The organism is Virgibacillus dokdonensis, from assembly GCF_900166595.1.
GTDB lineage: Bacteria > Bacillota > Bacilli > Bacillales > Amphibacillaceae > Virgibacillus > Virgibacillus dokdonensis.
Window position 1 is genome coordinate 4,165,721 of sequence record NZ_LT745763.1, and the last position, 13,711, is coordinate 4,179,431.

15 protein-coding genes and 1 other annotated feature are annotated in these 13,711 nt (G+C 39.5%); all 15 genes read right to left on the reverse strand.

The genetic code is table 11. The features are described from left to right. Nucleotides 1–190: 190 nt before the first annotated feature. Nucleotides 191–3,727, reverse strand: coding sequence for a DNA-directed RNA polymerase subunit beta (gene rpoB, locus B2C77_RS21090; RefSeq protein ID WP_077706778.1), 3,537 nt, complete (start codon nt 3,725–3,727; stop codon nt 191–193). A gap of 390 nt (nt 3,728–4,117) precedes the next feature. Further along, nucleotides 4,118–4,720: a class I SAM-dependent methyltransferase gene (locus B2C77_RS21095; RefSeq protein ID WP_077706779.1), complete on the reverse strand. Its 603-nt coding sequence runs from the start codon at nt 4,718–4,720 to the stop codon at nt 4,118–4,120. Nucleotides 4,721–4,860: 140 nt separating this feature from the next. Continuing rightward, on the reverse strand, nt 4,861–5,226 hold the full coding sequence (gene rplL, locus B2C77_RS21100) for a 50S ribosomal protein L7/L12 (protein WP_073012543.1): 366 nt from the start codon (nt 5,224–5,226) through the stop codon (nt 4,861–4,863). 45 nt (nt 5,227–5,271) lie between these two features. Continuing rightward, nucleotides 5,272–5,772, reverse strand: coding sequence for a 50S ribosomal protein L10 (gene rplJ / locus B2C77_RS21105; RefSeq protein WP_073012540.1), 501 nt, complete (start codon nt 5,770–5,772; stop codon nt 5,272–5,274). A 49-nt stretch (nt 5,773–5,821) separates the two neighbouring features. Then, nucleotides 5,822–5,973 (reverse strand) — a sequence feature (ribosomal protein L10 leader region). 50 nt (nt 5,974–6,023) lie between these two features. Further along, entirely contained in the window at nt 6,024–6,719 is a 696-nt protein-coding gene (rplA, locus tag B2C77_RS21110) for a 50S ribosomal protein L1 (protein WP_077706780.1), read from the reverse strand. A gap of 223 nt (nt 6,720–6,942) precedes the next feature. Beyond that, the gene (rplK, locus tag B2C77_RS21115; protein ID WP_141130783.1) at nt 6,943–7,368 is read right to left on the reverse strand and encodes a 50S ribosomal protein L11; all 426 of its coding nucleotides are present in this window, start codon (nt 7,366–7,368) and stop codon (nt 6,943–6,945) included. Nucleotides 7,369–7,707: 339 nt separating this feature from the next. Beyond that, nucleotides 7,708–8,244: a transcription termination/antitermination protein NusG gene (gene nusG / locus B2C77_RS21120; protein WP_077706782.1), complete on the reverse strand. Its 537-nt coding sequence runs from the start codon at nt 8,242–8,244 to the stop codon at nt 7,708–7,710. A gap of 251 nt (nt 8,245–8,495) precedes the next feature. After that, nucleotides 8,496–8,663: a preprotein translocase subunit SecE gene (gene secE, locus B2C77_RS21125; RefSeq protein ID WP_077706783.1), complete on the reverse strand. Its 168-nt coding sequence runs from the start codon at nt 8,661–8,663 to the stop codon at nt 8,496–8,498. A 77-nt stretch (nt 8,664–8,740) separates the two neighbouring features. Further along, the gene (rpmG, locus tag B2C77_RS21130) at nt 8,741–8,890 is read right to left on the reverse strand and encodes a 50S ribosomal protein L33 (RefSeq protein WP_073012526.1); all 150 of its coding nucleotides are present in this window, start codon (nt 8,888–8,890) and stop codon (nt 8,741–8,743) included. A gap of 72 nt (nt 8,891–8,962) precedes the next feature. Then, nucleotides 8,963–9,592 carry an RNA polymerase sporulation sigma factor SigH gene (sigH, locus tag B2C77_RS21135; RefSeq protein ID WP_101934222.1) on the reverse strand — a complete coding sequence of 210 codons (630 nt, stop codon included), beginning with the start codon at nt 9,590–9,592 and terminating at the stop codon, nt 8,963–8,965. A gap of 119 nt (nt 9,593–9,711) precedes the next feature. Next, nucleotides 9,712–10,221, reverse strand: a complete 510-nt coding sequence (locus B2C77_RS21140; RefSeq protein ID WP_077706785.1) for an NYN domain-containing protein — start codon at nt 10,219–10,221, stop codon at nt 9,712–9,714. A gap of 3 nt (nt 10,222–10,224) precedes the next feature. Then, nucleotides 10,225–10,971 (reverse strand): 23S rRNA (guanosine(2251)-2'-O)-methyltransferase RlmB, encoded by a 747-nt coding sequence (gene rlmB, locus B2C77_RS21145; RefSeq protein WP_077706786.1) that lies wholly within the window; start codon nt 10,969–10,971, stop codon nt 10,225–10,227. Next, the gene (locus B2C77_RS21150; RefSeq protein ID WP_254844026.1) at nt 10,946–11,389 is read right to left on the reverse strand and encodes a Mini-ribonuclease 3; all 444 of its coding nucleotides are present in this window, start codon (nt 11,387–11,389) and stop codon (nt 10,946–10,948) included. The genes rlmB and B2C77_RS21150 overlap by 26 nt, the downstream gene beginning before the upstream one ends. Then, nucleotides 11,374–12,774 carry a cysteine--tRNA ligase gene (gene cysS, locus B2C77_RS21155; RefSeq protein ID WP_077706787.1) on the reverse strand — a complete coding sequence of 467 codons (1,401 nt, stop codon included), beginning with the start codon at nt 12,772–12,774 and terminating at the stop codon, nt 11,374–11,376. Before cysS ends, B2C77_RS21150 begins: the two co-directional genes overlap by 16 nt. Beyond that, nucleotides 12,764–13,426 carry a serine O-acetyltransferase gene (gene cysE, locus B2C77_RS21160; protein ID WP_077706788.1) on the reverse strand — a complete coding sequence of 221 codons (663 nt, stop codon included), beginning with the start codon at nt 13,424–13,426 and terminating at the stop codon, nt 12,764–12,766. Before cysE ends, cysS begins: the two co-directional genes overlap by 11 nt. Between the last annotated feature and the right edge of the window lie 285 nt (nt 13,427–13,711).

Genomic DNA, 13,711 nt, shown 5'->3' on the forward strand with positions numbered 1-13,711 from the left:
TGTTCACTGCAACTAACAACTATTCTTGTAATCATTACTTTTGGTGTGAATTTATTAGAAATACTTGACTTGTCGCCTCGTATTTATCACGATGTTGTTTTATCCTATAGGTCCTAAAATCTTATACTTTATATAGCACAAGAGAAGTAGAAGGTCAGCCTTACAATGTAAAGCTGCCCTTATCCTTTATTTAGCTTTCTTCCACTTCTATATTTAGCTTACTAGCTTGTTGTGTATCTTCTTCTTCTAGTTCCATCATGTCAATTTCTTCTTCATCACTAGATAACATTTTTACATCCATACCTAGACTTTGCAGCTCTTTGATAAGTACTTTGAAGGATTCAGGAACTCCTGGTTCAGGTACATTATCCCCTTTGACAATGGATTCGTATGCTTTCACACGTCCCACTACATCGTCCGATTTAACTGTTAGAATTTCCTGTAGGGTATATGCTGCACCGTAAGCTTCTAAAGCCCACACTTCCATCTCTCCAAAACGCTGACCACCAAATTGTGCTTTACCACCCAATGGCTGTTGCGTTACAAGGGAGTATGGCCCAGTAGAACGAGCGTGTAATTTATCGTCTACCATATGAGCAAGCTTAATCATATACATAACACCGACAGATACTCGATTGTCAAACGGCTCTCCAGATCTTCCGTCATAAAGAATTGTTTTCGCATCACGAGGCATGCCAGCTTCTTCTAATGTTTCCCAAACATCGTCTTCTGTCGCTCCATCAAATACTGGTGTGGCAACATGAATGCCTAGTGCACGTGCCGCCATTCCTAGATGGAGTTCAAATACCTGTCCGATATTCATACGGGATGGTACCCCTAATGGGTTTAACATAATGTCAATTGGCGTTCCATCAGGCAAGAAAGGCATATCTTCTTCAGGAAGAATTTTAGAAATAACACCCTTATTTCCGTGACGACCTGCCATCTTATCGCCTTCGTGAATCTTCCGTTTCTGTACGATATATACACGTACAAGCTCATTAACTCCCGGTGGAAGTTCATCGCCATCCTCGCGGTTAAAGATCTTCACATCAAGCACAATACCTCCAGCACCGTGCGGCACACGTAAGGAAGTATCACGAACTTCTCGTGCCTTTTCACCAAAGATAGCATGCAACAAACGCTCTTCGGCAGATAGTTCCGTTACACCTTTTGGCGTTACTTTTCCAACTAAGATGTCTCCATCTGTTACTTCAGCACCAACACGAATAATTCCATATTCATTGAGGTTCTTTAATGCATCTTCACCAACATTAGGAATATCTCTTGTAATTTCTTCTGGACCTAATTTCGTATCACGCGCCTCGGATTCATATTCTTCAATATGGATCGATGTATACACATCATCTTTTACAAGGCGTTCGCTCATGATAATTGCATCCTCGTAGTTATAACCTTCCCACGTCATAAAACCGACGAGTACGTTTCGGCCAAGTGCTAATTCTCCGTCTTCCATAGAAGGGCCATCAGCAAGGATTTCTCCTTTCATGACGCGGTCGCCTTCACTTACAATCGGGCGTTGGTTATAGCAAGTTCCTTGGTTAGAACGTATATATTTTTGTAACTTATACTGATCGAGATCACCTTTTACTTCGCGCCCATCAACAACAGATGTTCTGCGTACAAATACCTGTTTGGCTTCTACACGCTCCACAACACCTTCATGGCGACAAATAACAGCAGCCCCAGAGTCCTTGCCGTTCACATATTCCATTCCTGTTCCAACGATTGGCGCTTCTGGTTGCATTAATGGAACAGCTTGTCGTTGCATGTTCGCACCCATCAATGCACGGTTAGAGTCATCATTCTCAAGGAAAGGAATACAAGCTGTTGCGGCAGATACGACCTGCTTTGGTGATACATCCATATAATCGAGTTTTTCTCTAGCGACAATCGTGTTTTCCCCACGGAAACGCGCGATGACCTCGTCTTCAGCAAATGTGCCATCATCATCCAATTTTGCGTTAGCTTGCGCAACGATATAGTTATCCTCTTCGTCAGCAGTTAGATAATCAATGTGGGCAGTTACTTTGCCTGTCTCTGGGTCTACACGTCGGTAAGGCGTTTCAATAAATCCGAACTTATTCACTTTCGCATAGCTAGAAAGTGAGTTGATTAATCCGATGTTCGGTCCTTCTGGTGTCTCAATTGGGCACATACGACCATAGTGAGAGTAGTGAACGTCACGAACTTCAAACCCTGCACGCTCTCTTGTTAAACCGCCTGGGCCTAGTGCGGATAGACGTCGTTTATGCGTTAATTCAGCGAGTGGATTCGTTTGATCCATAAACTGTGACAATTGGGAGCTACCAAAGAATTCCTTGATGGAAGCAATAACGGGCCGAATATTAATTAATTGCTGTGGCGTTATGCTAGACGTGTCCTGGATGGACATTCTTTCACGTACCACACGCTCCATTCGAGATAACCCGATACGAAATTGGTTCTGTAAAAGTTCTCCTACAGAACGAAGTCTACGGTTACCTAGATGATCAATATCATCTGTCCCTCCTACTTGATGTAGCAAGTTAAAGAAATAACTGATGGATGCTAATATGTCAGCAGGCATAATATTCTTCACACTTGCATCAACACCTGCATTGCCGATTACATTTAACACTCTTTCTCCACTTGGGTCGGTAGGGTCAACAATTTTTATAGACTGCAGATGAATGGACTCATCCAACACGCCTTCTTTTGGTTGTAATTCTTTATGACCTAACTTATCTTCTTTGCGTTCTAGATAAGGAATTAATTTATCTAATAGCTTTCTTTCTAGCTTATCACCTTTTTCAGCTAACACTTCTCCAGTTTCAGGATCGACAATAGTTTCAGCTAATACTTGGTTAAACAAGCGGTTTTTTATATGCAGCTTTTTATTCATTTTATAACGACCTACATGCGCTAAGTCATAACGCTTTGGGTCAAAGAAGCGAGATACGAGCAAGCTTTTTGCATTTTCAACGGTAGGTGGCTCACCAGGACGTAAACGCTCATAAATTTCCAATAATGCCTTTTCTGTTGTTTCCGTATTATCCTTTTCGAGCGTGTTTTTCAGGTATTCATTCTCCCCAATGAGTTCAATGATTTCCTGATCATCACCAAAACCAAGCGCTCGTAATAATACTGTGATTGGCAATTTACGTGTACGATCAATTCGGACATGGACAACATCCTTTGCGTCCGTTTCAAATTCCAACCATGCGCCACGGTTTGGAATAACGGTTGCAGCTACGCCTCGTTTACCATTTTTATCAATTTTTTCATTGTAATACACGCTTGGCGACCTTACGAGCTGAGATACAATGACACGTTCTGCTCCATTAATAACAAACGTTCCTGTATCTGTCATTAAAGGAAAATCGCCCATAAATACTTCCTGTTCTTTCACTTCGCCGGTTTCATTATTAATTAAGCGAACCTTCACACGAAGCGGAGCATTATACGTAACATCTCGCTCTTTCGATTCATCCACAGGATACTTGGGCTCTCCTAAACTGTAGTCAACAAACTCTAGTGATAAATTGCCTGTAAAGTCTTCGATTGGAGAAATATCTTTAAACATTTCTCGAAGTCCTTCCTCTAAAAACCAATCATAAGAAGCTGTTTGGATTTCAATTAAATTCGGCAATTCTAGCACTTCGCTGATTCGTGCGTAGCTTCTGCGCTGGCGGTGCCGCCCATATTGAACTAGTTGTCCTGTCAACTGCTTCACCCCTTAAATCATCCATTTATTCGTAGATTGTCATTCTACGTAAAATTTATTATAATAAGAAAAACCAAGCAAAAGAGCTAGCTAAAAATTCGATAAAGCGACCATGCTATCTAGATCGACTTCACGACTTTTTGAACTCATGCTTAAAGAAGCGAAAAGCCCCCCTTGGTTTTTCGTATATCAACAAAAGTAGTATAATCATGCAAAGTTACATTACATAAAAAACTCTGCGCTTTACACTAGCAAAAAACAAATAAAACACCTATTTTACCATTGTTTCCCAACAATCTAAAAATATACTAGTGCTTTCATTCTTTATTCGCTTGACATAATAAGCGCCATGTTAGCATTTTCCTATCTTACCATAAGACATCCTCTTGGTCAAACCTTAACTGCTCGAAATATATAATAACCTTTACGCTTGGCGACAGTATCTACTTCCGCGAACAATTGCTCCAATTTTTTCTTCGCTGAAGGCGCTCCTTGCTTTTTTTGGATTACCACCCATAAAGCCCCACCTCGAACTAATACTTGCTCTGCTTGCTCAAACATCTCATGCACAACCAACTTACCAGCTCGAATTGGCGGGTTTGTAATTATAGCTGCAAACATTCGATCCATAACAGCTGATAATTTATCACTTTGCAAACACGTAATATTTTCCACTGTATTTTGCGCTGCGTTTTTTTTCGCTAGTTCCAATGCTCGCTCATTAATATCAACCATTACAATATGTCGATCTTTATATTGATCTGCTACCGTTATACCGATCGGCCCATAACCGCAACCAAGATCCAAGAAATCTCCTACTATATCAGGAGGAGTAAACTGTTCCAATAAAAAGCGACTTCCGAAATCGACTTCATTTTTCGAGAACACACCTACATCACTTGTAAAGGTGTATTTTTTTCCATTCGCATTGTATAGCCATGTTTTTGATGAACTTGTCGTTTGGGGTTTTTGTGAAAAGTAATGCTCACTCATTCCAGCACCTACTTTGTTTTTATTGAAGACGCTCATCAGCTACGTATGCATGCTTAAGCAAACTGATGATTCCACGAAATAAGACTGAGGTATATAGAAAGCCCGCCGCAATCATTACGACGAGCTCAGTTTGAACAAAATTACTTCACTTCTACAGTTGCGCCTGCTTCTTCTAACTTACCTTTAACTTCTTCAGCGTCCTCTTTAGATACACCTTCTTTTACAGGTTTTGGAGCATTATCAACTAATTCTTTCGCATCTTTTAGTCCTAGACCAGTGATTTCACGTACTGCTTTAACAACTTTGATTTTTGATGCACCAGCGTCGTTAAGAACAACATCAAATTCTGTTTGCTCTTCAGCAGCTTCAGCGCCACCAGCAGCACCAGCTACCGCTACAGGTGCTGCAGCTGTTACTCCAAATTCTTCTTCAATTGCTTTTACTAAATCATTTAGTTCTAATACAGTCATTTCTTTTACTGCTTCAATGATTTGTTCTTTCGTCATGATTTTTTCCTCCTAAAAATTGTTTTTTATACCGCTACACGCAAATTATGCGCCTTGTTCTTCTTTTTGTTCCGCCACCGCTTTTGCTGCATACGCAAGATTACGGATCGGTGCTTGAAGCACGCTAAGAAGCATAGAGACCATACCTTCGTAATTTGGAAGATCGGCAAGCTCTTGCAATTGGTCGATTGTAGCAACACTACCTTGAATAACGCCACCTTTGATTTCAAGCGCCTCATTTTCTTTAGCAAATTTTTTAATAATGCGAGCTGGAGCTACAGCATCATCTTTACTAAATGCAAGCGCAGAAGGACCAACCAAAACATCACTTAGTTCGTTTAGTTCAGCAGCTTCTACTGCACGACGAGTCATGGTGTTTTTGTAGACTTTGAAATCAACGCCTTCTTCACGTAGTTGTTTACGTAGTTCGGTTACTGCAGCAACATCTAAACCACGATAATCCACTACTACGACAGTTTCACTAGAAACAAGCTTATCTTTAATTTCTTCCACTAATTGTTTCTTTTGCTCAATAATACTAGACATTCTTCCACCTCCTAAAAAATCGTGATTATACCGTATCGCTTTGGCACATAAGTGCAAATAAAAAGCCCTCACGTAGACATGAGAGCTTATTCATCGATTGGAATATAAACCGTATATATTCCAATTTATCTATAAACACCTCGGCAGGATAATTAAGCGCAATGACGCCCCTACTGTCTACGGTACATCCTATTCTATTAATTACAGACTACAGTATAGCGAAACATACTGACAAAGTCAACAACTTTTTATTAGTGCGCCATGCTAGAAACATCAACGCGAATTCCTGGTCCCATTGTAGAAGACACAGACGCATTCTTCATATAAGTTCCTTTAGCAGCTTGCGGTTTCACTTTTACAAGTGTTTCTGTAATAGCAACAAAGTTTTCAATTAACTTCTCGTTATCGAATGACACTTTACCAATTGGAACATGCACATTGGAAGACTTATCGACACGATATTCTACTTTACCAGCTTTTACATCGTTGATAGCTTTTTCTACATCAAATGTAACTGTTCCAGTCTTAGGGTTTGGCATAAGACCTTTTGGACCTAACACTCTTCCTAGTTTACCAACCTCTGCCATCATGTCTGGAGTTGCAACAACAACATCGAAGTCGAACCAACCTTGGTTGATTTTGTTAATGTAATCTGCATCTCCTACATAGTCAGCTCCAGCAGCTTCTGCTTCTTTCGCTTTCTCGCCTTTTGCGAAAACAAGCACACGTTGTGTTTTACCTGTACCATGTGGTAAAACCATCGCTCCTCTGATTTGCTGATCTGCTTTCTTAGGATCAACACCTAAACGAAAAGCAGCTTCAACCGTCTCATCGAAATTAGCTTTGGCAGCTTCTTTTACAAGCGCAATTGCTTCAGATACTTCATACGCTTTTGAACGATCAACAAGCTTTAATGCTTCTTGATGTTTTTTTCCTTTTTTAGCCATTTTATTTCCTCCTCAAATGTGGTTATAACGGTATTACCTCCCACTTATAAAAGCAAACACGCTTTTATAAAGGCAAAGCGGATGAAGAACTTATTGGGAAGTCATCCGCTTCACGAAAAAGGTTGCGTAGGGAATCCAACCGCAACCTATACCGTACTAGTGACTTCAAAAAAATCAAATAATACAATCCATTCACAACAAACATCACGAAAGCGAAGCACAATTAGTCTTCGATCGCAATACCCATACTACGCGCTGTTCCTTCAACCATGCGCATCGCTGCTTCTACATCAGCAGCATTTAAGTCAGGCATTTTTGTTTCTGCAATTTCTTTTACTTTATCGCGCTTAACTGTTGCTACTTTATTACGATTTGGTTCACCAGAAGCAGTTTCAATGCCTGCTGCTTTTTTAAGCAAAACAGCTGCTGGTGGAGTTTTTGTAATAAACGTAAACGAACGGTCTTCAAACACTGTTATCTCAACAGGAATAATCATACCCGCTTGATCTTGCGTACGTGCGTTAAATTCTTTACAAAAGCCCATGATATTAACACCTGCTTGACCAAGTGCTGGTCCTACTGGTGGTGCCGGATTTGCTTTTCCAGCTGGGATTTGTAGTTTCACAAGTTTAATCACTTTTTTAGCCACGAGACACACCTCCTTAAAGTCCGTGATGTGGTAATAGGGGACGCTCGTTTTTTCCCCTCCCACTCCTATTGTTCTAACCGAATGGCTAGTTACAAGAATAACAAAAGAATTTTAGCATGAATATCAGAAAAATGCAAGGATATATATGCTAACTTGCGTAAACCTACTTTATAAGGAACTACTCTTAAAGTCTGTCAAAAGTTATTAAACCCACGTTAAAAAACTTGACTTATCGCAAAGTTTTATGGAGAAAGTCTGTCAAAAAAACCTTATACTTTCCTATAGTAGAACAAACTATTTGCACGTGACAAACACTCCAATTTTATAACGACAAATGCTCTAATCGAGCTTTTCTATTTGTGAGAAATCTAATTCTACAGGTGTTTCTCTTCCGAACATGTTTACGTGAACTTTCACCTTTTGCTTATCTGTGTCTATGCTTTCAACAGTACCGGTGAAGTCTGTAAACGGACCATCCGTCACACGAACATTCTCTTTAATTTCAAAATTAAATTGTACAGGATTTTCCGCAACACCCATACGTTTTAATACTGTTTCTACTTCTTCTGGCAATAACGGCGTTGGCTTCGTTCCACCACCACTTGAACCAATAAACCCTGTTACTCCAGGAGTATTTCGAACGACATACCATGAATCATCTGTCATAATCATCTCTGTGAGCACGTATCCTGGGAAGAATTTCTTCTTCGTTACCTTTTTCTTGCCGTTTTTTATTTCTGTCTCTTCATCCTCGGGAACAATAACGCGAAATATTTTATCTTCCATCCCCATGGACTCCACACGCTTTTCTAAGTTCGTTTTCACTTTATTTTCATAACCAGAATACGTATGTACGACATACCAATTTTTTTCCATTTATTTGGACAACAGTTCTTGTCCTTCCCTCCCTTTTTGTACTATACAAAACTTCATTTCAGTTTATTTCATTTTTTACATGCACCAAACATGCAACGTTTTAAATCCATATCACAAATAGACTATATGTGGTTAAACTTTTTTGCTCCAACCTAAAAAACCCGATTGATACCGGGTTCCACAAAAACTCATTATTTAGTTCCTTATCATTATAGCATAAAACCGACACAAATATTCAATCATTAGGAAAATCAAAGTAAGTTTAAAATTTGCGTGATTCCAAGGTCAATTAAAAAGAAGAATAACGCTATAAAAGCAACCGTTGTAATAACCGTTATGGTATAGCTAGTTAACTCTTTGCGATTCGGCCAGCTAACTTTCTTCATTTCTCTTGAAACGTTTTTTAAAAAACGAAACATGCTTGTACCCCCTACACCTGAAAATGACGACTTTGTTATAGTCATGCTATTTATTTCGCACATTACATCGCGAAAATCTATTTTGTTTCCCGATGCAATGTATGTTTACCACAATGTTTACAATACTTATTTACTTCAAGCCGTACAGGTTGTGTGGATACATTTTTATTCGTTGTATAATTTCTACTAGCACAAACTGCACACGCTAAAGTGATTTTCTTATTCATTCCCTCACCTCGAGCGGAGAGTTTCTAATACTATTTTACTCTAGCATGGTTGCAAAAATGTGTCAATCCTCCCTATGAAGTAATTTCCGCCTCCGCAATTAACTGCTCCAATTTACGCTTTACTCGTTGTAGTGCATTATCGATCGACTTAACATGACGATTAAGCGCAACTGATATTTCATGGTACGTCCTTCCATCTAAATAAAGTTGCAGTACTTTCTTCTCTAATCCGCTCAATAATTCTGATAATTTCGCTTCTACGTCTCCATATTTTTCCTGGTTCACAAGCAGTTCTTGTGGATCAATATCTTTTGATCCTGCGATGACATCTAATAAAGTGCGATCTGTCTCTTCATCATAAATCGGCTTGTCCAAAGACACATACGAATTTAGCGGAATGTGTTTTTGTCTTGTCGCTGTCTTAATCGCTGTAATGATTTGCCTTGTTACACATAATTCAGCAAAAGCTTTAAATGAGGATAGCTTTTTTCCATCATAATCGCGAATAGCCTTATATAAACCGATCATTCCTTCTTGGACAATGTCCTCTTTATCCGCGCCAATTAAAAAATACGTCCGTGCTTTTGCACGTACAAAATTACGATACTTGTGTATCAAATAATTTAAAGCGTGACTGTTCCCCTGATGAATAAGCTGCACAATACTCTCATCGTCCAGCTTATTTAAGCGTTGATCGCCCATCTCTATTTGATTGACATTCACCAAGATGCCCCCCCGACTACACGCAGTCCATTTAAAGCTTATTATACAGGAAGCGCTTTAAAGTCGTCAATATTAGAGAAGTGAGAGTGTTTGTAGTACTACATCTTCCCTCTTCTCCATTTTTCAAAAGTCTCTAACGTTTTCGGATCTAATGTAATTTTTGAATTTGCTTGTTTCTTATAATGCTTTTCTATCGTCTTTTCAATGTTCTGTTGTATATTATTCGTTTCTATCCATAGCTCTCGAGCAGATTTCCTTAAAGCTCCACTTCCAAAAATTGTTCGTTGCTCTGCAAAATCAGATGTTGCTACGTATACTTGCGTACGGATATCTTTTACCTCTTTTACTAATTTTTCAATACATTCATCGGCTGTTTCTTTTTCTTTTGTATAAATAACTTCTACATTATACGCAGTTGTTTTTGTCTCTACCCCGTGTACATAATAAGCATCAAATACAACAATGACACGAAAACCTGAATACGCTTGGTATTCAGCCATCCATTCGATTAAACGATCTCGGGCTTGCCCAATATCTTTTTCTTTTAACCGCTGAAGTTCATCCCATGCTCCAATGATGTTATATCCATCTACAATGACAACAATCATCGCTTATTCACCATAAGGATTCCTTTTCCGATACACCTCATATAATAAAAGGCTACAAGCAACGGAAGCGTTAAGAGAGGATACCTTCCCCTTCATGGGTAAGCTTACTGTCCAATCACATTTTTTCTTTACTAGACGGCTCATCCCTTTCCCTTCGTTTCCCACTACAATAGCGAGCGGCAGCGTACCTTCTAATTGCCGATAATCCTCTGATGCATCCGCTTCTGTACCAACTACCCAAATATTACGTTCCTTCAATGCTTCAATAGTATTAGCAATATTCGTTACGCGAACAACCGGTACATGCTCCATTGCCCCAGCTGCTGTTTTGGCTACAGTTGCAGTTAAACCTACGGATCGACGCTTTGGAATAATGACGCCGTGTGCCCCTACAGCATCTGCCGTCCGTAAAATAGAACCTAAATTATGCGGGTCTTCTAATTCATCTAAAATCAAAAAGAATGCTGCTTCATTTCGTTTTTCAGCTTGGTGAAATAGATCATCTAGCGTTGCATATGTATACGATGCGACATATGCGACCACCCCTTGATGGCTTCCTCCTTTAGCTAACTGATCTAATTTATGTTTGGGAACTTTTTGAACGACAGTATGTGCCGTTTTCCCTAATTGAAAAAACTTTGCTTGTACGGAAGAGTTTAACTGTTCGGATACAAACACTTTATTTATCGACCTCCCCGACTTCATCGCTTCTATAACAGGATTTTTACCAATTATCAGCTCCTGATCCATATTCGGTTCCACTCCTTTCTGTTAACTGAATCGCTTCTTCAATAAGTTGTTCTAACCGTTCTTTATCATTTCCTAAATAAAGATAACCGATTAATGCTTCGAAGGCTGTACTGTAGCGATATGTTTGAACGCGTATGTTTTTGGGAATAGAGCCTGACTTTGCATTTCTTCCTCTTGTCACTACCCGTACTTCTTCTGCGGTTAACTTGTCCACCTTTAGCCAGTGGCGAACAACAGTTGCTTGCGCTTTTCCTGACACATAACGGATTGCTTGTTGATGTAATTGCTGTGGTTTTACTTGACCTTGTTGAAGGAGGTGCTCTCTTACATACAATTCATAGACAGCATCTCCCATATAGGCAAGGGCAAGGCTTTTCAATTGTTTTACATCTTGCTCCATGGTTATCCTCTTTTCCATCGTACTCCTTGAGGCGTATCTTCTAAAATGATATTTTTTTCTTTTAGCATATCTCTAATTTCATCAGCACGAGCGAAATCACGAGCTTTTCTTGCGGTATTACGTTCTTCAATTAATGCCTCAATCTCTGCATCTAGTAGCTCCTGTTCCACCTCTAATTCAATTCCAAGAACCTTTAAGAAAGAGTGTATGACTTGTTGGAAAGCTGCAATTACCTCGCTTGATGTCTGTTTTTGTTGCAAGTAGACATTCGCTTCTTTCGCTACTTCAAAAAGAACTGAAATTGCATTGGCAGTATGAAAGTCATCATCCATCTCCGCCTCAAATTGCTGCTTCCATTGCGCTAGCTTTTGCAACCAATCCTCTTTATGATCTACAAGATCCATGCTAGAAGGTTTGCGGTGCTCTAAATTAAAATAAGCTGTTTTTATTCGCTCTAAACTGTTTTCTGCACTCTGTAATAACTCCTCAGAAAAGTTAATCGGGTGACGATAATGGACACTAAGCATAAAGAAACGAATGACTTGTGGATCATACTGTTGGATTAAATCGCGAGCTAATAAAAAGTTTCCTAGTGATTTGGACATTTTTTCATTATCAATGTTGATATAACCATTATGCATCCAATAGTTAGCAAATGTTTTTCCCGTCAGAGCTTCCGATTGCGCTATTTCGTTCTCATGGTGTGGAAAAGCAAGGTCTTGCCCTCCTGCATGAATATCAATTGTCTCCCCAAGGTATTTTTTTACCATGGCAGAGCACTCAATATGCCATCCGGGGCGCCCTTTTCCCCACGGCGAATCCCAAGCAATCTCTCCATCCTTTGCCTTTTTCCATAAAGCAAAGTCAAGTGGATCTGTTTTCTTCTCACCAACTTGAATTCGAGCTCCAGACCTTAGCTCATCGACAGATTGATGAGATAACTTTCCATATCCTTTAAACTCCCGAGGTTTAAAATAGACATCACCTTGCACTTCATAAGCAACACCTGTTTCAATAAGCTTCTCAATAAAGGCGATAATATCAGCCATTGTTTCTGTTACTCGAGGGTTATGTGTAGCTTCTTTTACCCCTAAAGCACCAACATCTTCTAAATAAGCGGAAATAAACCGGTTAGCTACCTCTGGCACTTCCTTACCGAGCTCATTGGCAACTTTAATTAACTTATCGTCCACATCCGTAAAATTGAGCACATAATCTACTTCAAAACCCTTGTACTCTAAATAACGTCTCACTGTATCAAAGACAATTGCAGGTCTTGCATTACCAATATGAATATAGTTATATACAGTCGGTCCGCAAACATACATGCTCACTTTGCCCTGTTCTATTGGTTTAAACACTTCTTTTTTACGTGTTAACGTATTGTATATTTTAATGGACATCGTGTTTTTTCCCTTCCTTTAATTTAGCTATTTCTTCCTTTAATGCATCAATTTCCTGCTGTAAATATTCACATCGATTTGCTACTGGATCAGGTAGTTTGTGATGATTTAAGTCTTTAGTAACCTTTTCTCCGCGGTGCTTTACAATTTTGCCCGGGATACCGACTACGGTAGCATTATCGGGCACATCCTTTAAAACAACAGACCCGCCACCTACTTTTGCGCTTTCCCCAATTGTTATGGATCCAAGCACTTTGGCTCCTGTTGCAATCAGCGCATTATCTTTTATCGTCGGATGCCGCTTTCCCTTTTCTTTTCCAGTACCACCTAACGTTACCCCTTGAAAAATCGTTACATTATTGCCAATTTCGCATGTTTCACCAATAACAACTCCCATTCCATGGTCAATAAATAAACGTCTACCAATTATCGCACCTGGGTGAATTTCAATTCCAGTAAAGAAACGGTTCATTTGTGAGATGACACGGGCAATAAAAAACATTTTACGCTTATATAACGCGTGGGCAATACGGTGCGACCAAACAGCATGAAGACCTGAATACGTTAAAAAAACTTCAAAATAAGAGCGTGCAGCTGGGTCCTGCTCGAATACAGCATCCATATCATCTTTCATTCGTTTCCAAATGCCCATCCTCCAGCCTCCTTCCCCATGATTAATGTAATACATAAAGGATGTAAAACCTATCTATTATATTTAGCTTCATTCTTAGCCGTAAAGCTTTTTCTGCAAAATCTCCTTGTTAGACATCTATTTTCATTAACAATAGTAGCTCCATTCATGCAAGCTTTCGTGCTAAATACAAGTATCATTGTTTGCGGTTTACATTCACGGTGTATAGCAAAGGATTTGATAACAATGAACCAATCGAGTAGAGGGAAAAGTTAAGTAACTTTACGCCCCTCTCACACCACCGTA

Coding starts and splice junctions, on each gene's coding strand:
- sigH (WP_101934222.1), bottom strand. CDS start 9,592: ATGGGCGATCAACGCTTAAATAAGCTGGACGATGAGAGTATTGTGCAG.
- B2C77_RS21095 (WP_077706779.1), bottom strand. CDS start 4,720: ATGAGTGAGCATTACTTTTCACAAAAACCCCAAACGACAAGTTCATCA.
- B2C77_RS21150 (WP_254844026.1), bottom strand. CDS start 11,389: ATGGAAAAGAGGATAACCATGGAGCAAGATGTAAAACAATTGAAAAGC.
- cysE (WP_077706788.1), bottom strand. CDS start 13,426: ATGGGCATTTGGAAACGAATGAAAGATGATATGGATGCTGTATTCGAG.
- B2C77_RS21140 (WP_077706785.1), bottom strand. CDS start 10,221: ATGATTGTTGTCATTGTAGATGGATATAACATCATTGGAGCATGGGAT.
- rlmB (WP_077706786.1), bottom strand. CDS start 10,971: ATGGATCAGGAGCTGATAATTGGTAAAAATCCTGTTATAGAAGCGATG.
- rpmG (WP_073012526.1), bottom strand. CDS start 8,890: ATGAATAAGAAAATCACTTTAGCGTGTGCAGTTTGTGCTAGTAGAAAT.
- rplA (WP_077706780.1), bottom strand. CDS start 6,719: ATGGCTAAAAAAGGAAAAAAACATCAAGAAGCATTAAAGCTTGTTGAT.
- rplL (WP_073012543.1), bottom strand. CDS start 5,226: ATGACGAAAGAACAAATCATTGAAGCAGTAAAAGAAATGACTGTATTA.
- cysS (WP_077706787.1), bottom strand. CDS start 12,774: ATGTCCATTAAAATATACAATACGTTAACACGTAAAAAAGAAGTGTTT.
- secE (WP_077706783.1), bottom strand. CDS start 8,663: ATGTTTCGTTTTTTAAAAAACGTTTCAAGAGAAATGAAGAAAGTTAGC.
- nusG (WP_077706782.1), bottom strand. CDS start 8,244: ATGGAAAAAAATTGGTATGTCGTACATACGTATTCTGGTTATGAAAAT.
- rplJ (WP_073012540.1), bottom strand. CDS start 5,772: ATGTCTAGTATTATTGAGCAAAAGAAACAATTAGTGGAAGAAATTAAA.